Origin of the sequence: uncultured Sphingomonas sp., from assembly GCF_946477935.1 — a bacterium.
Classification (GTDB): Bacteria; Pseudomonadota; Alphaproteobacteria; order Sphingomonadales; family Sphingomonadaceae; genus Sphingomonas.
In genome coordinates, this window is record NZ_CAMLAC010000012.1 from 1 (window position 1) to 22065 (window position 22065).

Sequence of the window (22065 nt, forward strand, 5' to 3'; positions counted from 1 at the left end):
ATGGTGGCGACGCGCCACCAGGGGGCGACCCCGCGAACCGGGGCAGGGGAGCGGCCGGCCGATGTGCCATACGCGGCCGTGGATGCCATAACCCGCGCCTCCAGCCCCGGTGGTGGTTCAACCGCAGGCCACCAGGCGACGAGGCCCGCCATCGTCTGGCGCCACCAGGCGACCTGCGCGGCAAAATCGCGATCGGCAAGCGCGCGGCGCGTGGCGGCGGCGCGTTCCTCGCCCTCCAGCAGATCCAACGCCAGATCGGCGGCGGTCATGTCGGGATCGACGGGTTCAGTGGTCGCCATCGAGGCAGGGCCTCAAGCGCGCGAGACGGCGATGCACCCAGCTTTTCACCGTGCCCAGCGGCAGCGTCAGCCGGCGGGCGATTTCCGGATAGCGGACGCCGTCAAAGAAGGCGATGCGGATCGCCTCGCGCTGGCGCGCCTCCAATGTGCCCAGACAGGCCTGGAGCCGGGCGATCGTTTCCTTGTCGACCAGCTCGTCGATAGGCGCCTGCGCGGGGTCGGGCAGCGCGAGCGCCGCATCATCGATCGGATCGGATGGATGGCGGCTGCGACCGCGCTGCCAATCGATCGCGCGGTTGCGGGTGATCGTGGCCAGCCAGGTGATCGGGCTGGCGCGCCCCGGCTCGAAAGCGCCGGCCCTTCGCCAGATAATGACATAGACGTCGTGCAACACATCCTCCGCATCCTGGCGATCACCACAGATACGAAGGCAGATGCCGAACAGCTTCGCTGACGTCAGACGATAAACGGTGCGAAAGGCTTCGCGATCCTCGTTGCCGGTCGCGACCAGCGCTTCCATCAGACGCGCGCGTGCCGACGCCGCGTGATCCTGCCGATCTCCTGCCACGCAACGCAAGCTAAACTCGATCAATTTTGCCGGCAAGATGCGCGAGCGTACCCAAAAAGTATCGTTGCTCAGATATATACGCAGGACAGCGGCGCCGGTCCCGGCATGCGCGAATACCGCGACCATCCGATAGCTGACCGTCCGGCGATCAGGGATGTCACAATTGCCTTCACGGGCGCTTTATGGCATTATCGTGACGGCCGGGAGACCCCGGATACAGGTGGCCCCCGGCTCCTTTTGGAGAGGACAGGCCATGACTGTAATCAAATCCGTTGGACACCATGCAGCCGTCGTGGCGGCGGGCGCCGCCGTGCTCGCAAGCGCGATGTTCGTTGCGCGCTTTGCGGCAGACGCGGTGATCTACGCATCCGAAATGCTGATCCGATAAGGCGGCATCGTTCCGATATGAAAAAGGCCGAGGTGCGGTTGCCCGCCCCCCGGCCCGTCATGTCCACACTGGTGGACGACGCTGTACGTGTTCGGATCGCGCTTATTTGGAGCGTTCGACCTGCTCGAAATCGAGTTCGACCGGCGTGGCGCGGCCGAAGATCGACACGGAAACCTTGACCTTCGACTTGTCGAAATCCAGTTCCTCGACCACGCCGTTGAAGCTGGCGAAGGGGCCTTCGAGCACCTTGACCGCGTCGCCGATCTCGTAGTCGACCTTGACCTTGTGCTTCGGTGCGGCGGCGGCTTCTTCCTTGGAATTCAGCATCCGCGTGGCTTCGCTTTCGCTGATCGCCTGCGGCTTGCCGCTGGAACCAAGGAAGCCGGTGACCTTGGGCGTGTTCTTGACGAGGTGGTAGACCTGGTCGGTCATGTCGAGTTTGGCGAGCACGTAGCCGGGCATGAACTTGCGCTCGACCGCGATCTTCTTGCCGCGGCGGGCTTCGGTCACCGTCTCAGTCGGTACCTCGATCTGCTCGACCAGTTGCTCCAGCCCCATGCGGGCGGCTTCGGCCATGATCGAGTCGCGGACCTTGCCCTCGAACCCGGAATAGGCGTGAATGATGTACCAGCGCGCCATCGGCGTGACCTTTACTGAGCGAGGCTGAGCAGGGCGCGGACGAGCGCTTCGAAGAACGAATCGACGCCCAGGAAGAAGATCGCGAGGATCGTCGTCATGATGACGACCATGACGCCGGTCATCACGGTTTCGCGCCGGGACGGCCACACGACCTTCTTGGTCTCGGCCTTGACCTGGTTGATGAACTCGATCGGGGTCGTCTTTGCCACGGTTGCTCGCACCCTTGGATGGAGATGACGACGGAGGCGTGAAGCCCCGACCGCCGCCCCGTCGGAGCAAGCGGGCGGACACCACCACCGCTGTCGGATGAAACACGGATGTAGCCGTGCCTTGGATCAGGCGCAAGGGGGCTGGAGAAGCGTCCTCGCCCGGTGCCCGTGCCCGGCTGCGCCCGTCAGTGACCGTAGCGTTTGATGCCACGGCGGCGCAGCTTGTCGCGGTGCCGCTTGCGAAGGGTGGCAATGACAAAGGGGGCGCCGAGCACGACGATGCCGCCGATGATGCCGTAGGCGACGATTTCGCGCGTAATTTCAAACATGGTTATCGTCTTTTGCAGGCGACAATGATCTTGTCATCCCAAAAAGGAACGCATTCCTGTTGTAAATTGCTCGGCCGCAACACGCGTTGCGTGCTTCGGATCGGCCTGTCGCCACATGCTGTCGCGAAATGGCAGGAGTGGAGGGACTCGAACCCACGGCCCTCGGTTTTGGAGACCGATGCTCTACCAACTGAGCTACACTCCTAGCCTGCGGCGGCCCTTAGCCCGCGTTTCGGGGGAGGGCAAGCGGTGCTTTTCGCTGCAGAGGCAAATTTCGGATGTGACAGGGGGTGCGCCGCCGGCCTGCGCTGCCGTTGACGCTATACGTGCAACGGCGTATAGGCGCGGCTGCCCGAAGGGGGATCCTCCGGAGGGCAAGCTTGAACATTGCTGGATGCATTTATGGGCCTGGACGGTGGTGAAAAGCCGGCCACAGCCCCTTTTTGTATTCCGATGTGCTGTGAAGGCTCCAGCAAAGTAACCCACGAGATGAGGTGAAGGCTTCAATGCCCACGATCAACCAGCTGGTCCGCAAGGGCCGCGAACCGCAGAAGGCCAAGTCCAAGGTCCCTGCGATGGAGCAGAACCCGCAGAAGCGCGGCGTCTGCACCCGCGTGTACACGACGACCCCGAAGAAGCCGAACTCGGCTCTGCGCAAGGTGGCCAAGGTTCGCCTGACCAACCAGCGCGAAGTCATCAGCTACATTCCGGGCGAAGGCCACAACCTGCAGGAGCACTCGGTGGTGCTCATCCGCGGCGGCCGTGTGCGCGATCTTCCCGGCGTTCGCTACCACGTCCTGCGCGGCGTGCTCGATACGCAGGGCGTCAAGGATCGTCGTCAGTCCCGCTCCAAGTACGGCGCGAAGCGTCCGAAGTAAGCCGGTCGGGCCTGCGCCAAGCAGGCATCTGGACCATCCAAGGCTGAAGATTTGTAAGGAAATACGAGAATGGCTCGTCGTCGTCGTCCCGAAAAGCGGGAAATCCTGCCCGATCCCGTCTATGGGGATCAGGTTCTGTCGAAGTTCATGAATTCGGTCATGCTGGACGGCAAGAAGTCCGTCGCCGAGCTGATCGTGTACAGCGCGCTCGAAACCGTCGAGACCCGCGCCAAGCGCGAGCCGCTGGGCGTGTTCCACGATGCGCTGAACAACATCAAGCCGGGCATCGAGGTCCGTTCGCGCCGCGTCGGCGGTGCGACCTACCAGGTGCCGGTCGAGGTGCGCCCCGAGCGCGCCCAGGCGCTGGCGATCCGCTGGCTGATCTCGGCCGCGCGTTCGCGTTCGGAGAACACCATGTCGGCGCGCCTGTCGGGCGAACTGATGGACGCCGCGAACAATCGCGGCAACGCGGTCAAGAAGCGCGAGGACACGCACCGCATGGCGGAAGCGAACCGCGCATTCAGCCACTACCGCTGGTAAAAGGGTCGGTGCCGGCGGTCTTCCGCTGGTAACGCATGCTACCTATATCGAGGGGAGCCGGGCCGACCGGCTCCCCCGCACGCTTGAGGAAGATCGATCATGGCCCGCAGCCATCCGCTCGACAGATATCGCAACATCGGCATCATGGCCCACATCGATGCCGGCAAGACGACCACGACCGAGCGCATTCTTTATTACACCGGCAAGTCCTACAAGATCGGCGAAGTGCATGAAGGCACCGCGACGATGGACTGGATGGAGCAGGAGCAGGAGCGCGGCATCACCATCACGTCGGCCGCGACGACCTGTTTCTGGAGCGCTGACGAGGGCAAGGGCCTCGAGCATCGCATCAACATCATCGACACGCCCGGCCACGTCGACTTCACCATCGAAGTCGAGCGTTCGCTCCGCGTCCTCGACGGTGCGGTCGCGTGCTTCGACGGCGTCGCCGGCGTCGAGCCGCAGTCCGAGACCGTGTGGCGTCAGGCCGACAAGTACGGCGTGCCGCGCATGTGCTTCGTCAACAAGCTGGACCGCACCGGCGCGGACTTCTATTTCTGCGTCAACTCGATCATCGAGCGTCTGGGCGCGCGTCCCGCCGTCCTGTATCTGCCGATCGGCATCGAGGGCGGTTTCAAGGGCCTGGTTGACCTGGTCGAGAACCGCGCGATCATCTGGCTGGAAGAGAGCCTGGGCGCCAAGTTCGTCTATCAGGACATCCCCGAGGACATGGCAGAAAAGGCCGCGAAGTATCGCAGCGACCTGATCGAAATGGCCGTGGAGCAGGACGATGCGCTGATGGAAGCGTATCTCGAGGGCAACGAGCCGAGCGTCGCCGATCTCAAGAAGCTGATCCGCAAGGGTACGCTGGAGATGGCGTTCGTGCCGGTCGTCTGCGGCTCGGCATTCAAGAACAAGGGCGTTCAGCCGCTGCTCGACGCAGTGGTCGACTATCTGCCGTCGCCGCTCGACGTGCCTGCGATCAAGGGCGTGAAGCTGGACGGCGAAACGCCGGACGAGCGTCCTTCGTCGGACACCGAGCCGTTCTCGGCGCTGGCGTTCAAGATCATGAACGACCCGTTCGTCGGCACCCTGACCTTTGCGCGCATCTATTCGGGCAAGCTCGAATCCGCCTCGACCGTGCAGAACTCGGTCAAGGACAAGAAGGAAAAGGTCGGTCGCATGCTGCTGATGCATGCGAACAGCCGCGAGGACATCCAGGAAGCCTATGCCGGCGACATCGTCGCACTGGCGGGTCTGAAGGACACCACGACCGGCGACACGCTGTGCGCGCAGTCGGCTCCGATCATCCTGGAGCGCATGGAGTTCCCCGAGCCCGTCATCGAGCTGTCGGTGGAGCCAAAGACCAAGGCAGACCAGGAGAAGATGGGCGTCGCGCTCAATCGCCTGGCACGCGAAGACCCGTCGTTCCGCGTTTCGTCGGACGCCGAGTCGGGTCAGACCATTATCAAGGGGATGGGCGAACTCCACCTCGAGATCCTGGTCGACCGCATGAAGCGCGAGTTCAAGGTCGAGGCCAATGTCGGCGCTCCGCAGGTCGCGTATCGCGAGTATCTGAAGAAGCCGGTCGATATCGACTACACGCACAAGAAGCAGTCGGGCGGCACCGGCCAGTTCGGTCGCGTCAAGGTGAAGCTGTCGCCGGGCGAGCGTGGCAGCGGCTTCGTCTTCAAGGACGAAATCAAGGGCGGTAATATTCCCAAGGAATATATCCCCGCGATCGAGAAGGGCTTCCGCGAAACCGCGGAAACCGGTTCGCTGGTCGGCTTCCCGATCATCGACTTCGAGGTCCTGCTGTATGACGGCGCGTACCACGACGTCGACTCGTCGGCGCTGGCGTTCGAAATCTGTGCCCGCGGCGCGATGCGCGAAGCGGCCCAGAAGTCGGGCATCACGCTGCTCGAGCCGGTCATGAAGGTCGAGGTCGTCACCCCGGAGGACTATCTGGGCGACGTGATCGGCGACATGAACAGCCGTCGTGGCCAGATCCAGGGCACCGACACGCGCGGCAACGCGCAGACGGTCGAGGCGATGGTCCCGCTGGCGAACATGTTCGGTTATGTGAACGCGCTCCGCTCGTTCACCCAGGGCCGCGCGCAGTTCAGCATGCAGTTCTCGCACTATGACGAAGTTCCGCAGAACGTGGCGGACGAGGTCAAGGCGAAGCTGGCGTAATCTCTCTGTTGCGGGGGTGGTCGGGTTACCGGACCATCCCCCGCGCAGGGCTGGCATTCGTTGCAAACACCCGCTATGTGGCCGCGTTCGCGTGGCCCCGTCGGCGGCACCGAATTCGAATCAGAAGGTAGGAAAATGGCAAAGGCAAAATTCGAGCGGACCAAGCCGCACCTCAACATCGGCACCATCGGCCACGTCGACCACGGCAAGACCTCGCTGACGGCTGCGATCACCAAGGTTCTGGCCGACAACGTCGCCGGCAACGCTGCGGTCGATTTCGCCAACATCGACAAGGCTCCGGAAGAGCGCGAGCGCGGCATCACCATCTCGACCGCGCACGTCGAGTATGAGACGAACTCGCGCCACTATGCGCACGTCGATTGCCCGGGCCACGCCGACTATGTGAAGAACATGATCACCGGCGCGGCGCAGATGGACGGCGCGATCCTGGTCGTGTCGGCCACCGACGGCCCGATGCCGCAGACCCGCGAGCACATCCTGCTCGCCCGTCAGGTCGGCGTGCCGGCGATGGTCGTGTTCATGAACAAGGTCGATCTGGTCGACGACGAGGAAATCCTCGAGCTGGTCGAGCTGGAAGTTCGCGAGCTGCTGTCCTCGTACGAGTTCCCGGGCGACGACATCCCCGTCATCAAGGGTTCGGCGACCTGCGCGCTGTCGGGTTCGAACGACAAGTTCGGCAAGGAAGCCGTGCTCGAGCTGATGCAGGCGGTTGACGACTACATCCCGCAGCCGGAGCGTCCGCTGGACAAGCCGTTCATGATGCCGATCGAAGACGTGTTCTCGATCTCGGGTCGTGGTACGGTCGTGACCGGCCGCGTCGAGACCGGCATCGTCAAGGTTGGTGAGGAAGTCGAGATCGTCGGCATCCACCCGACCGTCCGCAAGACCACCGTCACGGGCGTCGAAATGTTCCGCAAGCTGCTCGACCAGGGTCAGGCGGGCGACAATGTCGGCGCGCTGATCCGCGGCGTGGCTCGCGACGAAGTCGAGCGTGGCCAGGTGCTCTGCAAGCCGGGTTCGATCAAGCCGCACACCGACTTCCAGTCGGAAGTGTACGTGCTGTCGAAGGACGAAGGTGGCCGTCACACGCCGTTCTTCGGTAACTATCGTCCGCAGTTCTACTTCCGTACCACGGACGTGACCGGCACCGTCGAGCTGCCCGAGGGCACCGAGATGGTGATGCCGGGCGACAACGTCGCGCTGGGCATCAAGCTCATCGCGCCGATCGCCATGGACGTCGGCCAGCGCTTCACCATCCGTGAGGGTGGCCGGACCGTCGGCGCCGGTGTCGTCAGCGGCATCAGCAAGTAATCTCGCCGACCGCAAGGTCGTGAGAAGGACAGGCCGGCTCCGGAAACGGGGCCGGCCTTTTCCTTTTGTGGGAGGGCAGGGGGCCGGGAACCTTTTCACCGCTCAGGCGATGCGAAGAGGGTTGCTACCTCCGGGTGGTCGATATATAGGCGCCTCTCTTGAGTGAATCGGCCGCTCTGGGAAACCGGAGTGGCCGTTTCGCTTTTAGTGAGAGCATCGTCGGTGTCGCCGGCGGTGCCGCAACAACCAGAGTTCGTTTCGGAGCGCTTCGCTGGCTCCGTCGCTTGTCCCGGTCATCGATCGGGGTCCGCTTGCCGGACGGTCGGATAAACCGATGCGAGAGACGGGACTGGAGCGGCGTTCCCGCTCTTTCGCATCGGTAGGGATCATGGACAGCAATATCCGCATTCGTCTGAAGGCGTTCGACCATCGCGTGCTCGATCAGGCGACCGGCGACATCGCCGACACCGCACGCCGCACCGGCGCGCTCATCCGCGGTCCGATCCCGCTTCCCACGCGCATCGAAAAGTTCACGGTCAACCGTGGCCCGCACGTCGACAAGAAGTCGCGCGAGCAGTTCGAGGTGCGTACCTACAAGCGGATGCTCGATATCGTGCAGCCGACCCCGCAGACCGTTGACGCGCTGATGAAGCTCGATCTCGCCGCGGGTGTTGATGTTGAGATCAAGCTGGCGTAAGGCGCTCGCTTCCCGCGGTTGACGATATCGTCCCGCGGGCCTTTCGTACATCCGGGGCCCGCCCCGGTCGCGCGATACAAGGGATACCGCCCGGCGATCCGGCTTCGGCTGGAAGGGTGCCGGGGACAGCGTCCCCCGTCTGATCGGCGTTCCCACGTCGGTCGCCAGCCCGGGACGGGGGCTCGTTTCGATTTATCCGGGCTGGATATGCCCCCCTTGAATGGTTCTTGGGGGCCTCTGTCGAGGAAGGAACAGGATCATGCGTACCGGCGTGATCGCGAAGAAGATGGGGATGACCCGCCTGTTCCAGGACGATGGTCGGCACGTGCCGGTCACTGTTCTGGCGCTTGAAGGCGTACAGGTCGTCGCCCGCCGCGAGATGGATCGTGACGGCTATACCGCCGTCCAGCTTGGCGCAGGTGTCGCCAAGGCTAAGAATGTCGCCAAGCCCCAGCGTGGCCATTTCGGCAAGGCCGAGGTGGAGCCCAAGGCCATCGTTGCCGAGTTCCGTGTGAACGAGGACGGCCTGCTGGACGTTGGCGCCGAGATCGGTGCCGACCACTTCGTTGCCGGCCAGATGGTCGACATCCAGGGTCGCACGCAGGGCAAGGGCTTTGCCGGTGCGATGAAGCGCTGGAACTTCGGGGGCTTGCGCGCCACGCACGGCGTGTCCGTCTCGCACCGCTCGCATGGTTCGACCGGTAACCGCCAGGATCCGGGTCGCGTCTTCAAGAACAAGAAGATGGCCGGCCACATGGGCGACAAGAACCGCACGCAGCAGAATCTGGAAATCGTGTCGACCGACGTCGAGCGCGGCCTGATCTTCGTCAAGGGCTCGGTGCCCGGCTCGAAGGGCGGCTGGCTGATCGTCAAGGACGCGGTCAAGGTCGCGCGTCATGCGGACGCCCCGTTCCCGGCCGCGCTGAAGAGCGCTGTCGCCAACAATACCGCTTCTGCCGAGCCCGCTCCGGAAGCCACCGATGGCCAGGAGGGCTAAGTCGTGAAGGTCAAGGTTTCATCCTTTGCCGGTACCGACGCCGCGGACATCGAGCTCAACGACGAGGTCTTCGGCCTCGATCCGCGTGCCGACATCCTGCACCGCGTCGTGACCTGGCAGCTTGAGAAGCGTCGCGCCACCGCGCGCGGCACCCGCGAGCGTGCGGACGTTGCGCGTTCGGGCAAGAAGCTCGGTCGCCAGAAGGGCGGCGGCGTGGCACGTCACGGCGATCGCCGCGCTCCGGTCTTCATCGGCGGTGGCAAGGCGCACGGCGCCCGCGTCCGTGACTTCGATCCGTCGCTGAACAAGAAGATCCGCGCGCTGGGCCTGAAGATGGCGCTGTCGAGCCATGCCAAGGCTGGTTCGCTGGTCGTGATGGACTCGCTGTCGGTCGAGGGCAACAAGACGAAGACGCTGAAGGGCGACCTCGCCAAGCTCGGCTTCGGCAAGACCGCGCTGGTCATTGATGGCGATGCCGTCGAGACGTCGTTCGCCCTGGCTGCAGGCAACCTGAGGGACGTCAACGTCCTGCCGTCGGCCGGTGCCAACGTCTATGACATCCTGAAGGCTGACACGCTGGTGCTGACCCGCGCGGCGGTCGAAAAGCTGGAGGCTCGCTTCAATGGCTAAGCAGCAGAAGGCCGTCGACAACCGTCATTATGACGTGATCGTCGCGCCGCACATCACCGAGAAGGCGACGCTGCTCTCCGAGCACAACGCCGTCGTGTTCAAGGTCGCCGGTGACGCGACCAAGCCGCAGATCAAAGCTGCCGTCGAGGCTCTCTTCGACGTCACCGTGACGGGCGTGAACACGATCGTCCAGAAGGGCAAGACCAAGAAGTGGAAGGGCGCTCCGTACCAGCGCTCCGACATGAAGAAGGCGATCGTGACGCTGAAGGACGGCCAGTCCATCGACGTGACGACGGGGGTCCAGGGCTAATGGCACTCAAGCAATATAATCCGACGAGCCCGGCCCGCCGCGGCCTGATCCTCGTCGACCGTTCGGCGCTGTGGAAGGGCGCGCCGGTCAAGTCGCTGACCGAAGGCAAGCGCAAGACCGGTGGCCGCAACAACAAGGGCCATGTGACGTCGCGCGGTATCGCGGGCGGCCACAAGCAGCGTTACCGCTATGTCGACTTCAAGCGTCGTCGCTGGGACGTCGAGGGCACCGTGGAGCGGATCGAATATGATCCCAACCGCACCGCCTTCATCGCGCTCGTGAACTACGGCACGGACGAGGCCGGCAAGGCCGATGTCGCGTACATCATCGCACCGCAGCGCCTGGGCGTTGGCGACAAGGTGATCGCCGGCAAGAAGACCGACGTGAAGCCGGGCAACGCGATGGAGCTGGGCCAGATGCCGGTCGGCACCATCGTCCACAATGTGGAGATGAAGCCGGGCAAGGGTGGTCAGATCGCCCGTTCGGCCGGCACCTATGTGCAGGTCGTCGGTCGTGACCGCGGCATGGTGATCGTCCGCCTGAACTCGGGCGAGCAGCGCTACATCCGTGGCGAGTGCATGGCGACGGTGGGCGCGGTGTCGAACCCCGACAACGCCAACCAGAACCTGGCGAAGGCGGGTCGTAACCGCTGGCTGGGCCGCCGTCCGCTGACGCGCGGTGTCGCGAAGAACCCGGTCGACCACCCGCATGGCGGTGGTGAAGGCCGGACCTCGGGCGGCCGTCATCCGGTCACGCCGTGGGGCAAGCCGACCAAGGGTGCGCGCACCCGGCACAACAAGGCGACGGACAAGATGATCATCCGTAGCCGTCACGCGAAGAAGAAGGGCTAAGCGATGGCTCGTTCCGTATGGAAGGGTCCTTTCGTGGACCTCCACCTCCTGAAGAAGGCCGAGACCGCGCAGGACGCGTCCGGCCGTTCGGGTCCGATCAAGACCTGGTCGCGCCGTTCGACGATCCTCCCGTCGTTCGTCGGCCTGACCTTCAACGTCTACAACGGCCGCAAGTTCGTTCCCGTCTCGGTGAACGAGGACATGGTCGGCATGAAGCTCGGCGAGTTCGCGCCTACGCGCTACTTCCCCGGCCACGCTGCCGACAAGAAGGGTAAGCGCTGATGTCCAAGCCCGCATCCCCCCGCAAGGTCGGTGAGAAGGAAGCGCTGTCGGTCGGCACGCAGATCCGCGGTTCGGCGCAGAAGCTGAACCTGGTCGCTGGCCTGATCCGCGGTCGCAAGGCCGGTGACGCGCTGAACATCCTGACCTTCTCGAAGAAGGCCATGGCGGTTGACGCGCGCAAGGTGCTGGCCTCGGCCATCGCCAATGCCGAGAACAACCACAACCTCGACGTCGACGCCCTCGTCGTCGCCGAGGCGTCGGTCGGCAAGTCGATCACCATGAAGCGCTTCGCGACCCGCGGCCGTGGCAAGTCCACCCGCATCCTGAAGCCGTTCAGCCGTCTGCGCATCGTCGTGCGCGAGCAGGAAGAAGCCTAATGGGTCATAAGAGCAACCCGATCGGTCTGCGCCTGCAGATCAACCGTACCTGGGACAGCCGCTGGTTCGCGGAAGGCCAGGATTACGGCCGCCTGCTGCTGGAGGATCTGAAGATCCGCCAGTACATCATGAAGACGCTGCCGCAGGCTGCGATCTCCAAGGTGGTGATCGAGCGTCCGGCCAAGCTGTGCCGCATCTCGATCTTCGCCGCACGCCCTGGCGTGATCATCGGCAAGAAGGGCTCGGACATCGAGAAGCTGCGCAAGCAGATCGGCTCGATGACCTCGTCGGACGTGTCGTTGAACATCGTCGAGATCCGCAAGCCCGAGATCGACGCCAAGCTCGTCGCGCAGGGCATCGCCGATCAGCTGGAGCGCCGCATCGCGTTCCGCCGTGCGATGAAGCGCGCGGTGCAGTCCGCAATGCGTCTGGGTGCCGACGGCATCCGCGTCGCCTGCGGTGGTCGCCTGGGCGGCGCGGAAATCGCCCGCTCGGAGAGCTACCGCGAGGGCCGTGTTCCGCTGCACACGCTGCGCGCGAACATGGACTATGCCGAAGCGCAGGCCCACACCGCTTACGGTGTGTGCGGCGTCAAGGTCTGGGTGTTCAAGGGCGAGATCCTGGGTCACGACCCGATGGCGCAGGACCGGTTGATGATGGAGGCCCAGACCTCTGGCGTCCGTCCGGCCCGCGACGATCGTCGCTAAGGAATAGATGAGATGCTGCAACCGAAGCGCACCAAATTCCGCAAGGCCTTCAAGGGCCGCATTCATGGCGACGCCAAGGGTGGCACGAGCCTGAACTTCGGCGCCTATGGCCTGAAGGCCATGGAACCGGAGCGGATCACCGCCCGCCAGATCGAGGCGGCTCGCCGCGCGATCACGCGTCACATCAAGCGTCAGGGACGCTTGTGGATCCGCGTGTTCCCGGACGTGCCGGTTTCGTCGAAGCCTGCCGAAGTCCGCATGGGCTCGGGCAAGGGTTCGCCGGAGTTCTGGGCGGCCCGCGTCAAGCCCGGCCGGATCCTGTTCGAGCTGGACGGCGTGGAAGGCAAGATCGCGGCTGAGGCTTTCGAGCGCGCCGCAATGAAGCTGCCGATCAAGACCAAGGTCGTTGCCCGTCTGGGCGACACCTCGCACCTCGGAGGCGAGTAATGGCCAAGACCGACTATAACGCGCAGAGCGACGACCAGCTCGTCGAGGCGCTGGGCAACCTGAAGCGCGAGCAGTTCAACCTGCGCTTCCAGGCGGCGACCAGCCAGCTGGAGAAGTCCAGCCGCGTGAAGGAAGTCCGTCGCGATATCGCGCGGATCAAGACCCTGCAGGCGCAGCGCACCGCTGCGGCTGCCAAGTAAGGACCGAGACACATGCCGAAGCGCGTGCTGACCGGGGTGATCGTCTCGGACAAGACCGACAAGACGGTTGTTGTCAACGTGGAGCGGAAGGTTCGCCATCCGCTGTACGGCAAGATCATCCGTCGGTCGAAAAAGTATCATGCCCATGACGAGGGCAACGAGTTCAAGGCCGGTGAGACGGTGCGCATCGAAGAGACCGCGCCGATCTCGAAGCTGAAGACCTGGAAGGTGATCGAGCGGGTGAACACCCACGCGACGCCGGAGCGGGCTTCGGCAGAAGGCTGATACGGGACTTCGCCGCGCCGGTTTCGACCGGGCGGCGTTTTCCGTGAAATGGGCAAGGGGCCTTGCGTTCCTTGCCAGGGGCGGCTAGGTGGCCGCTCCCCCTGGTGCGGCTTCGCTGCGCCGGGGGTCGTTTTTTAAAGGCGGGGTAGGGTCGGAATCCACCCCAAGAGAGAAGGAAGCAGGATCCATGATCCAGATGCAATCCAATCTCGACGTCGCGGACAATAGCGGCGCGAAGCGGGTACAGTGCATCAAGGTGCTTGGCGGTTCCAAGCGCCGTACTGCGGGCGTGGGCGACATCATCGTCGTCAGCGTCAAGGAAGCGCAGCCGCGTGGCCGCGTGAAGAAGGGCGACGTGCACCGTGCGGTGATCGTGCGTACCGCCAAGGACATCCGCCGTGCAGACGGCTCGGTGATCCGCTTCGACGGCAACGCCGCCGTCCTGGTCAACAAGAACGAGGAGCCGATCGGCACCCGTATCTTCGGCCCGGTCGTGCGCGAGCTTCGTGGCAAGAAGCACATGAAGATCATCTCGCTGGCTCCGGAGGTGCTGTAATGGCCGCCGCAAAGATCAAGAAGGGCGACCGCGTGATCGTCCTGTCCGGCAAGGACAAGGGCAAGACGGGCACCGTGACCGTGTCGATGCCCAAGGACTCGAAGGTCGTGGTTGAGGGCGTGAACGTCGCGACCCGTCACCGCAAGCCCAGCCAGGCGAACCCGCAGGGTGGCCTGGAGCGCGTCGAGGCACCGCTTCACATCTCGAAGGTCGCGCATGTGACCGCCGACGGTAAGCCCACCCGCGTTCGCTTCGAGACGCAGGACGGCAAGAAGGTCCGCGTGGCCGTCAAGACCGGAGACAAGATCGATGGCTGATTACAAGCCCCGGATGAAGGCGATCTACGAGGATCGCATCGTCGCCGCCATGGTCGAGAAGTTCGGCTACAAGAACGTCAACGAAATCCCGCGGCTCGACAAGATCGTGCTGAACATGGGCGTTGGCGAAGCCACCCAGGACAAGAAGCGCGTCGATCAGGCCGCGTCCGAGATGGAGCTGATCGCCGGCCAGAAGCCCGTGATCACCAAGGCGAAGAAGTCGATCGCGCAGTTCAAGCTGCGTGAAGGCATGCCGATCGGCGTCAAGGTGACGCTGCGTCGCGAGCGCATGTACGAGTTCCTCGACCGCTTCATCACGATCGCGCTGCCCCGCGTCCGCGACTTCCGTGGCCTGAACCCGAAGAGCTTCGACGGTCGCGGCAACTATGCCTGCGGCATCAAGGAGCAGATCGTGTTCCCGGAAATCAACTATGACCGCATCGACAAGGTGCGCGGCATGGATGTGATCGTGACGACGACCGCGAAGACCGACGACGAGGCGCGCGAGCTGCTCCGTCTGTTCGGCTTCCCGTTCCCGCAGGAAGAAGCCGCCGAGGAAAAGCAGGCGGCATAATCCCAAACCCCTCCTGCCCCCGGGCGGGAGGGGATCAGTAGAGAGAAGAGCTTAAGTCCATGGCGAAACTGAGTTCAGTCAACAAGAACGAGCGGCGCCGCGCCCTCGTCAAGAAGTATGCGGGCAAGTACGCGAAGCTGAAGGCCGTCGCGAACGACAAGAGCCTCGATGAGACTGAGCGTCTGATCGCGCGCCTGAAGATGGCCGAGATCCCCCGCAACGGCAACCCGACCCGCATCCGCAACCGTTGCGAGATCACCGGTCGCCCGCGTGCATATTACCGCAAGTTCCGTCTCGCTCGCGTCATGCTGCGTGATCTCGCCAATAAGGGCATGATCCCCGGCGTCACCAAGTCGAGCTGGTAAGGATCTAGAGATGGCAGTGACCGATCCCCTGGGTGACCTGCTCACCCGCATCCGCAACGGCCAGCGCGCGAAGAAGGACTCCGTCCTCTCGCCGGCGTCGAAGCTGCGCGTCCGCGTGCTCGACGTTCTGCAGCGCGAAGGCTATATCCGTGGCTACAGCGAAGAGCAGATGGGCCCCGCAGCCGGCATCCGCATCGAGCTGAAGTATTTCGAGGGCCAGCCCGCGATCAAGCACATCGCGCGCGTCTCGAAGCCGGGCCGCCGCATCTACTCGGGCGCGCAGGAGCTTCCGCGCGTTCGTAACGGCCTTGGCATCACCATCGTGTCGACGCCGCGTGGCGTTCTGTCCGACGCCGAGGCGCGCGAGCAGAATGCCGGTGGCGAAGTGCTGGCGGAGGTGTTCTGATGAGCCGCATCGGTAAGAAGGCAGTCCCGGTTCCGGCCGGCGTGACTGCGAACATCGAGGGGCGCACCCTCAGCGTGAAGGGCCCCAAGGGCACCCTGACGCTGCCGCTCGCCGACGAGATCACCTATGACGTCCAGCAGGACGGCATTTCGGTGCAGCCGGCGAATGACACCAAGCGTGCGCGCGCCTTCTGGGGCATGCAGCGTACGCTGGTGCAGAACCTGGTGACCGGCGTGACCACCGGCTTCTCCAAGAAGCTGCTGATCACGGGCGTCGGCTACCGCGCCGCGGCGCAGGGCAAGACCCTGAAGCTGCAGCTTGGCTACAGCCACGACGTCAACATCGACGTGCCGGAAGGCCTGGAGGTGAAGACGCCCGACAACACCACCGTCGAGATCAGCGGTGCGGACAAGCAGAAGGTGGGCCAGCTGGCCGCCGAGATCCGCCGCTGGCGCAAGCCTGAGCCGTACAAGGGCAAGGGCATCAAGTACGACGGCGAGTTCATCTTCCGCAAGGAAGGGAAGAAGAAGTAATGACCAAGGGTCTCTCTCTTTTCGAGAAGCGCCGTCGGCGCAACCGTACCGCGCTCAAGGCGCGTGCAGGCGGTCGTCCGCGTTTGTCCGTGCATCGCTCGGGCAAGCATATCTATGCGCAGGTGATCGACGACGAGGCGGGTCGCACCGTCGCATCGGCCTCCACGCTGGAGCAGGGTGCGCGCGACACGTCGGGCGCGAACGTTGCAGCGGCGACCGAGGTCGGCAAGCGCGTTGCCGAGGCAGCCAAGGCGGCCGGCGTGACGCAGGTCGTCTTCGATCGTGGCGGCTTCCTCTTCCATGGCCGCGTCAAGGCGCTGGCCGAGGCCGCGCGTGAAGCCGGATTGGAGTTCTAAAAATGGCTGACGAGAACAACCAGCCGCAGGTCGCGGCGGGCGCCGAGGGCGCATCGCAGGACGCGCCGCAGAGCGGTGGCCAGAATGCCGGCGGCTTCAACGCTGGTGGCCAGGGCGGCTTCGGCGGCCAGGGTGGTCGTGGTCCGCGTGGCGGCGGCGGTGGCCGCGGTCGCGGCGGTCCGGGCGGTGGCGATCGTGGCCGTGGCGGCCGTGACGGCAACCGTGGCCGTCGTGACGATCGTCGCGGCGCCGAGGACCAGGGCGAAGAGCTGATCGAGAAGCTCGTCCACATCAACCGCGTTTCGAAGACGGTGAAGGGCGGCAAGCGCTTCGGCTTCGCAGCGCTGGTCGTCGTGGGCGACGGCAAGGGCCGCACGGGCTTCGGCCACGGCAAGGCACGCGAAGTGCCGGAAGCCATCTCGAAGGCGACCGCGGCGGCGAAGAAGGCCATGATCCGCGTTCCGCTGAAGGATGGCCGCACGCTGCACCATGATGGCAACGGCCATTTCGGTGCGGGTCGCGTGACCGTTCGCTCGGCGCCGCAGGGCACGGGCATCATCGCAGGTGGCCCGATGCGCGCCATCTTCGAGAGCCTGGGCGTCGCCGACGTGGTGACCAAGTCGGTCGGCACGTCCAACCCGTACAACATGATCCGTGCCACCTTCGAAGCGCTGGGCGAACAGACCAGCCCGAAGTCGGTGGCGCAGCGTCGTGGCAAGAAGATCGCCGACCTGCTCGGCCGCGGTGGGTCGCAGACCGCCGAGGCTGATGCCGCGGCCGTCACGGAGTAATCCGACATGGCTACCATCAAGATCAAGCAGACCGGTTCGCCGATCCGCCGCACCAAGGATCAGCGCGCAACGCTGATCGGTCTCGGCCTCAACAAGATGCACCGGGTGTCGGAGCTGGAAGACAGCCCCGAAGTCCGCGGAATGATCCGCAAGGTGCAGCACATGGTCGAAGTGCAGGGCTGAGCCCTTTCACTTCACCGGTGACAAACACGGGGAAGGGGGCTAAGCGGCCCCCTTCCTTTTATCCGTTCCCGGCTCGGGAACAGCGCGCAAAAAGCGAAAGCGAGTGCATATCATGAAGCTGAACCAACTTTCCGACAACGCAGGTGCCCGCAAGTCCAAGATCCGCGTCGGTCGCGGTATCGGATCGGGCAAGGGCAAGACCGCCGGTCGCGGCCAGAAGGGCCAGAAGAGCCGTGAAGGCGTGTCCATCGCGGGCTTCGAGGGCGGTCAGATGCCGCTCCACATGCGTCTGCCGAAGCGTGGCTTCAACAACATCTTCGCCAAGGACTATGCCGAGGTGAACCTGGGCGCGATCCAGAAGGCCGTCGATGCCGGCAAGCTGGATGCGAACGGCACGATCGATCACGCTGCGCTGAAGGCCGCGAACCTGGCCCGTGGTGGCAAGGATGGCGTCCGTCTGCTCGCCAAGGGCGAGCTGACCGCCAAGCTGTCGTTCCTGGTCGCCGGCGTGTCGGGCTCGGCGCGCGAGGCGGTCGAGAAGACCGGCGGCTCGGTCGAGGTCATCAAGGTGGTGCCTGCCGCCGAGAAGGCCGCCGCCAAGAAGGGCACCGTCAAGGCTGCCCGCAAGGCCAAGTAAGCACTGTTGCCCCGGCACCACGCCGGGGCTTTCAGTGCCGGGCCGTCGCATCCGGGTGCGGGCAAAGCCGGCAACCCATTAGACAAGGCGGCTCGGCTGCCTATATGAGCGGCGGGGCGGGTCAAAACGCATCCCGCCGCTTTTCGTTTCCAGGATAAACGCAGCTTATGGCATCCGCAGCCGACCAGATGGCGCAAAGCATCAGCCTGGCGAAATTCGCCAAGGCCACCGACCTCAAGAAACGGCTGTGGTTCACGATCGGCGTGCTGATCGTCTTCCGCCTGCTCAGCTATGTTCCGCTGCCGGGCGTCGACCCGACCGCGCTCGGCATCCTCAGCCAGCGCACCAGCGGGGGCGTGCTCGACTTCTTCAACACCTTCTCCGGCGGTTCTCTCAGCCGCATGTCGCTGATCGCGCTCGGCGTGATGCCCTACATTACGGCATCAATCGTCGTGCAGCTCGCGACCTCGCTCAGCCCGCAGCTCGCCGCGATCAAGAAGGAAGGCGAGAGCGGCCGCAAGAAGCTGAACCAGTATACGCGCTACGGCACCGTGTTGCTGACCGCGATCCAGGGCTATTTCATCGCGGTCGGTCTGGAGGCGCTGGGTGCCAATTCCGGCGTACAGGCGGTGATCGAGCCGGGCTTCACTTTCCGTATCGCAGCGGTCGTATCGCTGATCGGTGGCACCATGTTCCTGATGTGGCTGGGTGAGCAGATCACCAGCCGCGGCATCGGCAACGGCGTATCCCTCATCATCATGGCCGGCATCGTCGCGCATTTGCCGACGACGTTGATCAACCTGCTGGAAGGTGGTCGTTCGGGCAGCATTGATCCGCTGCGCCTGATCGGGATCATCGTGGCGGTGATCGTGCTGATCCTGTTCATCTGCTTCATGGAGCGGGCGCAGCGCCGCATCCTGATCCAGTACCCCAAGCGGGCGACGCAGCGCGGCATGCAGGCGGATCGCAGCCATTTGCCGCTGAAGCTGAACACCGCGGGCGTGATCCCTCCGATCTTCGCTTCGTCGCTGCTGCTGATGCCGCTGACCATCTCGCAGTTCGCGGGCCAGCGGGTGGCGGGCGAGAGCGCCTGGGGCGACTTCATCATCAGCCTGAACCAGTATCTGCAGCACGGCTCGCCCGTTTACATGCTGCTATACGGTGCCGGCATCGTCTTCTTCTCGTTCTTCTACACCGCAGTCGTGTTCAATCCGGAAGAAACGGCGGACAACCTGAAGCGCTATGGCGGGTTCATCCCCGGCATCCGTCCGGGCAAGAACACCGAGACGTATCTGGATTACGTGTTGACCCGGATCACCGTGATCGGCGCGGCCTATCTGACGATCATCTGCCTGTTGCCGGAATATCTCGTCTCCGCGCTGCAGATCCCCTTCTATCTGGGTGGGACCAGCCTGCTGATCGTGGTCAATGTGACGATGGATACGGTGACGCAGATCCAGAGCCACTTGCTGGCGCACCAATATGGCGATCTGATCAAGAAGGCGAAGCTGAAGGGCGGGCGGCTCCGCTAAGGCGGGGTCGGTCGGCACAATCCAAAAGGGGAAGACGCAGGTGAACATCATCCTGTTGGGGCCGCCGGGGGCGGGCAAGGGGACGCAGGCGCAGCGGTTGGTTGCGGAGCGCGGCATGGTGCAGTTGTCGACGGGGGACATGCTGCGGGCCGCGGTGAAGGCCGGTACGCCGGTCGGTCTGCAGGCCAAGGCGGTGATGGATGCGGGCGAGCTGGTGTCCGACGCGATCGTGTCCGCGCTGATCGGCGAGCGGCTGGACGAGGCGGGCGCGACGGGCGGGGCGATATTCGACGGGTATCCGAGGACGGCGGCGCAGGCCGAGGCGCTGGACCTGTTGCTGGACGAGCGCGGGCGGGCGCTGGACTATGTGATCGAGCTGGAGGTGGACGAGGAGGCGCTGGTCGAGCGGATCACCGGCCGCTTCACCTGCGCCAATTGCGGTGCCGGTTATCATGACAGCTTCAAGCCGACTGCGGTCGAGGGCGTGTGCGATGTCTGCGGTGCGACCGAGTTCAAGCGTCGCCCGGACGACAATGCGGAAACCGTGCGCACGCGCATGGCCGAGTATCGCGCCAAGACCGCGCCGATCCTGCCGATCTACGAGGCGCGCGGCCTGGTGCGGCGCGTGGACGGGATGGCAGACATGGCCGAGGTAGGACAGGCGATCGCCGGCATTCTCGACGGACGGTGAGGCCATGCGGAACATGACGGCGATGTCATGTTCCGGTCACGCGGGCGCGATCAGACGCCGCGTATAAGATGATCACGGCACCCGAACTCCCGGGGATGTCGCTGGGCCGGCGAGGAAAGCCCTTCGCCGGCCCTTTGCATTTTCCGTGATCCGGTTGTGCCCGCTTCTGCATATCCGTCCGCATGGTGGGCGTTAGCGGTTTGGCAATCACCCTTGATCAGAATTGCGCGATGTACAGCGTCACTTTTCGCCACGACGTAAATCTGTTGGACATCGTCTGGGCAACCCAGTTCACGCCGGAGACGGCCGCCGACTATGCACGGGACGTGCTGCGCCGCTTCGTGATGGAGCGCTTCAAGCCGGGCTATCTGCTGCGCATGGACATGACGGCCAGCCCCGTGCAGTCGCAGGCGGGGGCCGCGGTGATCCATGAGCAGCTTCGCGGCTTCCCGCGCGCCAGCGCGATCGCGATCGTCACGCCGAGCGCGATCACGCGCATGCAGGTGTGTCGATTGATGACGCAGCCTTATCTGCGGGTTTTCGATACCGCCGGGCCGGCCCTGGAATGGCTGCTGAAAGGCGCAGCCGATACGGAAGCGCGGCCCGTATCGGCCCATGCGGCAATCGCCCTATAGGCACATCATGGATTCGCTGTCGCTATTCGGCCTCGTCGCCGTGTCGTTCACCCTTGTCTGCTATGCGATGGAGAGCGGGGCGCACTGGTGGACGCTGGGATTCGTCATCGGCTGTCTGGCTGGTTCGGCCTATGGCTTCCTGCAAGGCGCCTGGCCCTTCGGCGTGGTTGAGCTGTTCTGGGCCGCCGTATCGTTCCGGCGCTGGCTGAGGTTGCGACGAATGCGGGAACCTCTCGCTTGACAGGGTGTTGCGGGGCGCCTAACTGACCGTTCTTCCACTGTACCATGGTTTCGGCGCCGCTCCGTGCGTGCGTCGCGATCGTGCGTGGTGGAGCCAACGCGTCGAGATGGGGTGTGCGCTGCCATGCCATACCCCGTGGAGCTAGGAGAATATATTCCATGGCACGTATCGCGGGTGTCAATATCCCGACCAACAAGCGCGTGGTGATCGCGCTGACCTACATCCACGGCATCGGTCCGGCCAAGGCCAAGGAAATCACGGCCAAGCTGAACATCGCGGCCGAGCGTCGCGTCCAGGACCTGTCGGACCAGGAAGTCCTGCAGATCCGTGAGACGATCGACGCCGACCACACCGTAGAGGGCGATCTGCGTCGCGAAACCGCGATGAACATCAAGCGCCTGATGGACCTGGCCTGCTATCGCGGCCTGCGTCACCGCAAGGGCCTGCCGGTCCGCGGTCAGCGCACGCACACGAACGCACGTACCCGTAAGGGTAAGGCAAAGCCGATCGCGGGTAAGAAGAAGTAAAAACAGTCCGGGGGACTGTTTCAACTTCTTCTCCGTCGGAGACAGGTTCGAGGCTGATCGCCTCCCGGTCTCCGCACCACGACTAAAGGTCAGGATTTTCAAATGGCACAAGCACCGCAGCGTCTTCGCCGTCGCGAGCGCAAGAACATCACCGCCGGCGTCGCGCACGTGAACGCCAGCTTCAACAACACCATGATCACCATCACCGACGCGCAGGGCAATGCCATCGCGTGGTCGTCGGCCGGCATGATGGGCTTCAAGGGTTCGCGCAAGTCGACCCCGTACGCTGCCCAGGTCGCCGCCGAAGACGCGGGCAAGAAGGCCGCCGAGCACGGCGTCCGCACGCTCGAAGTGGAAGTGAAGGGTCCGGGTTCGGGCCGCGAGTCGGCGCTCCGCGCGCTGCAGGCGGTCGGTTTCCAGATCACCTCGATCCGCGACGTGACCTCGATCCCGCACAACGGCGTTCGTCCGTCCAAGCGCCGTCGCGTCTGATGGCCCACATGGCCGGCTGACGAGCCGGCCGTGCTTTTTCTTGGCTGGAACCGTCCCCGTTCCGGCCC

General features: G+C 64.4%; 35 protein-coding genes, 1 tRNA gene and 1 pseudogene. 31 read left to right on the forward strand and 6 right to left on the reverse strand.

Annotated features, from left to right (window positions below; translation table 11 throughout):
- From Q0U08_RS02630 to Q0U08_RS02655, 6 genes and pseudogenes are all read right to left on the reverse strand, one after another.
- Positions 1-299 (reverse strand): annotated as a pseudogene (locus Q0U08_RS02630) (hypothetical protein); the annotation flags it as partial.
- Positions 286-993: a sigma-70 family RNA polymerase sigma factor gene (locus tag Q0U08_RS02635; protein ID WP_367271094.1), complete on the reverse strand. Its 708-nt coding sequence runs from the start codon at positions 991-993 to the stop codon at positions 286-288. The gene Q0U08_RS02635 and the pseudogene Q0U08_RS02630, both read right to left, overlap by 14 nt.
- Positions 994-1357: 364 nt before the next feature.
- The gene (nusG, locus tag Q0U08_RS02640; RefSeq protein WP_298089577.1) at positions 1358-1894 is read right to left on the reverse strand and encodes a transcription termination/antitermination protein NusG; all 537 of its coding nucleotides are present in this window, start codon (positions 1892-1894) and stop codon (positions 1358-1360) included.
- Between the two features lie 11 nt (positions 1895-1905).
- Positions 1906-2103, reverse strand: a complete 198-nt coding sequence (gene secE, locus Q0U08_RS02645; RefSeq protein WP_112381159.1) for a preprotein translocase subunit SecE — start codon at positions 2101-2103, stop codon at positions 1906-1908.
- 185 nt (positions 2104-2288) lie between these two features.
- Positions 2289-2432, reverse strand: coding sequence for a hypothetical protein (locus Q0U08_RS02650; protein WP_298089579.1), 144 nt, complete (start codon positions 2430-2432; stop codon positions 2289-2291).
- A 129-nt stretch (positions 2433-2561) separates the two neighbouring features.
- Positions 2562-2637, reverse strand: a tRNA-Trp gene (locus Q0U08_RS02655).
- A gap of 301 nt (positions 2638-2938) precedes the next feature.
- Between Q0U08_RS02655 and rpsL the strand changes: the two genes are divergently transcribed.
- The 31 genes from rpsL to rpsK all read left to right on the forward strand — a co-directional run bounded on the left by rpsL (position 2939) and on the right by rpsK (position 21997).
- Positions 2939-3310 carry a 30S ribosomal protein S12 gene (rpsL, locus tag Q0U08_RS02660; protein WP_029936467.1) on the forward strand — a complete coding sequence of 124 codons (372 nt, stop codon included), beginning with the start codon at positions 2939-2941 and terminating at the stop codon, positions 3308-3310.
- Between the two features lie 69 nt (positions 3311-3379).
- Positions 3380-3850, forward strand: a complete 471-nt coding sequence (rpsG, locus tag Q0U08_RS02665) for a 30S ribosomal protein S7 (protein WP_298089580.1) — start codon at positions 3380-3382, stop codon at positions 3848-3850.
- Positions 3851-3949: 99 nt separating this feature from the next.
- Entirely contained in the window at positions 3950-6046 is a 2097-nt protein-coding gene (fusA, locus tag Q0U08_RS02670; RefSeq protein WP_298089581.1) for an elongation factor G, read from the forward strand.
- 135 nt (positions 6047-6181) lie between these two features.
- A complete protein-coding gene (tuf, locus tag Q0U08_RS02675; protein WP_298089582.1) occupies positions 6182-7378 on the forward strand; it encodes an elongation factor Tu in 1197 nt (398 codons plus the stop codon).
- A gap of 388 nt (positions 7379-7766) precedes the next feature.
- Complete coding sequence (rpsJ, locus tag Q0U08_RS02680; RefSeq protein WP_066776796.1) at positions 7767-8075, forward strand: 30S ribosomal protein S10; 309 nt, start codon at positions 7767-7769, stop codon at positions 8073-8075.
- Between the two features lie 259 nt (positions 8076-8334).
- The gene (gene rplC / locus Q0U08_RS02685; protein ID WP_298089583.1) at positions 8335-9072 is read left to right on the forward strand and encodes a 50S ribosomal protein L3; all 738 of its coding nucleotides are present in this window, start codon (positions 8335-8337) and stop codon (positions 9070-9072) included.
- A gap of 3 nt (positions 9073-9075) precedes the next feature.
- Positions 9076-9702, forward strand: a complete 627-nt coding sequence (gene rplD / locus Q0U08_RS02690; RefSeq protein ID WP_298089584.1) for a 50S ribosomal protein L4 — start codon at positions 9076-9078, stop codon at positions 9700-9702.
- Positions 9695-10012: a 50S ribosomal protein L23 gene (locus tag Q0U08_RS02695; RefSeq protein ID WP_298089586.1), complete on the forward strand. Its 318-nt coding sequence runs from the start codon at positions 9695-9697 to the stop codon at positions 10010-10012. The genes rplD and Q0U08_RS02695 overlap by 8 nt, the downstream gene beginning before the upstream one ends.
- Entirely contained in the window at positions 10012-10863 is an 852-nt protein-coding gene (gene rplB, locus Q0U08_RS02700; protein ID WP_267349240.1) for a 50S ribosomal protein L2, read from the forward strand. The genes Q0U08_RS02695 and rplB overlap by 1 nt, the downstream gene beginning before the upstream one ends.
- 3 nt (positions 10864-10866) lie before the next feature.
- On the forward strand, positions 10867-11145 hold the full coding sequence (gene rpsS, locus Q0U08_RS02705) for a 30S ribosomal protein S19 (RefSeq protein ID WP_112381150.1): 279 nt from the start codon (positions 10867-10869) through the stop codon (positions 11143-11145).
- A complete protein-coding gene (gene rplV, locus Q0U08_RS02710; protein WP_112381149.1) occupies positions 11145-11522 on the forward strand; it encodes a 50S ribosomal protein L22 in 378 nt (125 codons plus the stop codon). Before rpsS ends, rplV begins: the two co-directional genes overlap by 1 nt.
- Positions 11522-12229, forward strand: coding sequence for a 30S ribosomal protein S3 (rpsC, locus tag Q0U08_RS02715; RefSeq protein WP_112381148.1), 708 nt, complete (start codon positions 11522-11524; stop codon positions 12227-12229). Before rplV ends, rpsC begins: the two co-directional genes overlap by 1 nt.
- Before the next feature lie 12 nt (positions 12230-12241).
- Complete coding sequence (gene rplP / locus Q0U08_RS02720) at positions 12242-12676, forward strand: 50S ribosomal protein L16 (RefSeq protein ID WP_298089588.1); 435 nt, start codon at positions 12242-12244, stop codon at positions 12674-12676.
- Positions 12676-12876 (forward strand): 50S ribosomal protein L29, encoded by a 201-nt coding sequence (gene rpmC, locus Q0U08_RS02725; protein WP_112381147.1) that lies wholly within the window; start codon positions 12676-12678, stop codon positions 12874-12876. The genes rplP and rpmC overlap by 1 nt, the downstream gene beginning before the upstream one ends.
- A gap of 12 nt (positions 12877-12888) precedes the next feature.
- Positions 12889-13161, forward strand: a complete 273-nt coding sequence (gene rpsQ / locus Q0U08_RS02730; protein WP_112381146.1) for a 30S ribosomal protein S17 — start codon at positions 12889-12891, stop codon at positions 13159-13161.
- 187 nt (positions 13162-13348) lie between these two features.
- Positions 13349-13717, forward strand: coding sequence for a 50S ribosomal protein L14 (gene rplN, locus Q0U08_RS02735; RefSeq protein ID WP_022687056.1), 369 nt, complete (start codon positions 13349-13351; stop codon positions 13715-13717).
- Positions 13717-14034 carry a 50S ribosomal protein L24 gene (rplX, locus tag Q0U08_RS02740; protein ID WP_298089590.1) on the forward strand — a complete coding sequence of 106 codons (318 nt, stop codon included), beginning with the start codon at positions 13717-13719 and terminating at the stop codon, positions 14032-14034. Before rplN ends, rplX begins: the two co-directional genes overlap by 1 nt.
- Positions 14027-14608 (forward strand): 50S ribosomal protein L5, encoded by a 582-nt coding sequence (gene rplE / locus Q0U08_RS02745; RefSeq protein ID WP_149680924.1) that lies wholly within the window; start codon positions 14027-14029, stop codon positions 14606-14608. The genes rplX and rplE overlap by 8 nt, the downstream gene beginning before the upstream one ends.
- Before the next feature lie 59 nt (positions 14609-14667).
- On the forward strand, positions 14668-14973 hold the full coding sequence (rpsN, locus tag Q0U08_RS02750; RefSeq protein ID WP_298089592.1) for a 30S ribosomal protein S14: 306 nt from the start codon (positions 14668-14670) through the stop codon (positions 14971-14973).
- 10 nt (positions 14974-14983) lie between these two features.
- Complete coding sequence (gene rpsH, locus Q0U08_RS02755; RefSeq protein WP_112381142.1) at positions 14984-15379, forward strand: 30S ribosomal protein S8; 396 nt, start codon at positions 14984-14986, stop codon at positions 15377-15379.
- A complete protein-coding gene (gene rplF / locus Q0U08_RS02760) occupies positions 15379-15912 on the forward strand; it encodes a 50S ribosomal protein L6 (RefSeq protein ID WP_298089593.1) in 534 nt (177 codons plus the stop codon). The genes rpsH and rplF overlap by 1 nt, the downstream gene beginning before the upstream one ends.
- The gene (gene rplR, locus Q0U08_RS02765; RefSeq protein ID WP_298089595.1) at positions 15912-16268 is read left to right on the forward strand and encodes a 50S ribosomal protein L18; all 357 of its coding nucleotides are present in this window, start codon (positions 15912-15914) and stop codon (positions 16266-16268) included. Before rplF ends, rplR begins: the two co-directional genes overlap by 1 nt.
- A 2-nt stretch (positions 16269-16270) precedes the next feature.
- The gene (gene rpsE, locus Q0U08_RS02770; protein ID WP_298089597.1) at positions 16271-17059 is read left to right on the forward strand and encodes a 30S ribosomal protein S5; all 789 of its coding nucleotides are present in this window, start codon (positions 16271-16273) and stop codon (positions 17057-17059) included.
- 6 nt (positions 17060-17065) lie between these two features.
- Positions 17066-17242 carry a 50S ribosomal protein L30 gene (gene rpmD, locus Q0U08_RS02775; protein ID WP_112381138.1) on the forward strand — a complete coding sequence of 59 codons (177 nt, stop codon included), beginning with the start codon at positions 17066-17068 and terminating at the stop codon, positions 17240-17242.
- Positions 17243-17354: 112 nt separating this feature from the next.
- Positions 17355-17879 (forward strand): 50S ribosomal protein L15, encoded by a 525-nt coding sequence (rplO, locus tag Q0U08_RS02780; RefSeq protein ID WP_298089598.1) that lies wholly within the window; start codon positions 17355-17357, stop codon positions 17877-17879.
- A gap of 167 nt (positions 17880-18046) precedes the next feature.
- Positions 18047-19411: a preprotein translocase subunit SecY gene (secY, locus tag Q0U08_RS02785; RefSeq protein ID WP_298089599.1), complete on the forward strand. Its 1365-nt coding sequence runs from the start codon at positions 18047-18049 to the stop codon at positions 19409-19411.
- A gap of 40 nt (positions 19412-19451) precedes the next feature.
- A complete protein-coding gene (locus tag Q0U08_RS02790) occupies positions 19452-20102 on the forward strand; it encodes an adenylate kinase (protein WP_298089600.1) in 651 nt (216 codons plus the stop codon).
- A gap of 230 nt (positions 20103-20332) precedes the next feature.
- Positions 20333-20737 carry an STAS/SEC14 domain-containing protein gene (locus tag Q0U08_RS02795; RefSeq protein WP_298089601.1) on the forward strand — a complete coding sequence of 135 codons (405 nt, stop codon included), beginning with the start codon at positions 20333-20335 and terminating at the stop codon, positions 20735-20737.
- 7 nt (positions 20738-20744) lie between these two features.
- Positions 20745-20978 carry a hypothetical protein gene (locus Q0U08_RS02800; protein WP_298089602.1) on the forward strand — a complete coding sequence of 78 codons (234 nt, stop codon included), beginning with the start codon at positions 20745-20747 and terminating at the stop codon, positions 20976-20978.
- A 158-nt stretch (positions 20979-21136) separates the two neighbouring features.
- On the forward strand, positions 21137-21505 hold the full coding sequence (gene rpsM / locus Q0U08_RS02805) for a 30S ribosomal protein S13 (RefSeq protein WP_298089603.1): 369 nt from the start codon (positions 21137-21139) through the stop codon (positions 21503-21505).
- 102 nt (positions 21506-21607) lie between these two features.
- Positions 21608-21997 (forward strand): 30S ribosomal protein S11, encoded by a 390-nt coding sequence (gene rpsK / locus Q0U08_RS02810; protein WP_112381132.1) that lies wholly within the window; start codon positions 21608-21610, stop codon positions 21995-21997.
- The last annotated feature ends 68 nt before the right edge of the window (positions 21998-22065 follow it).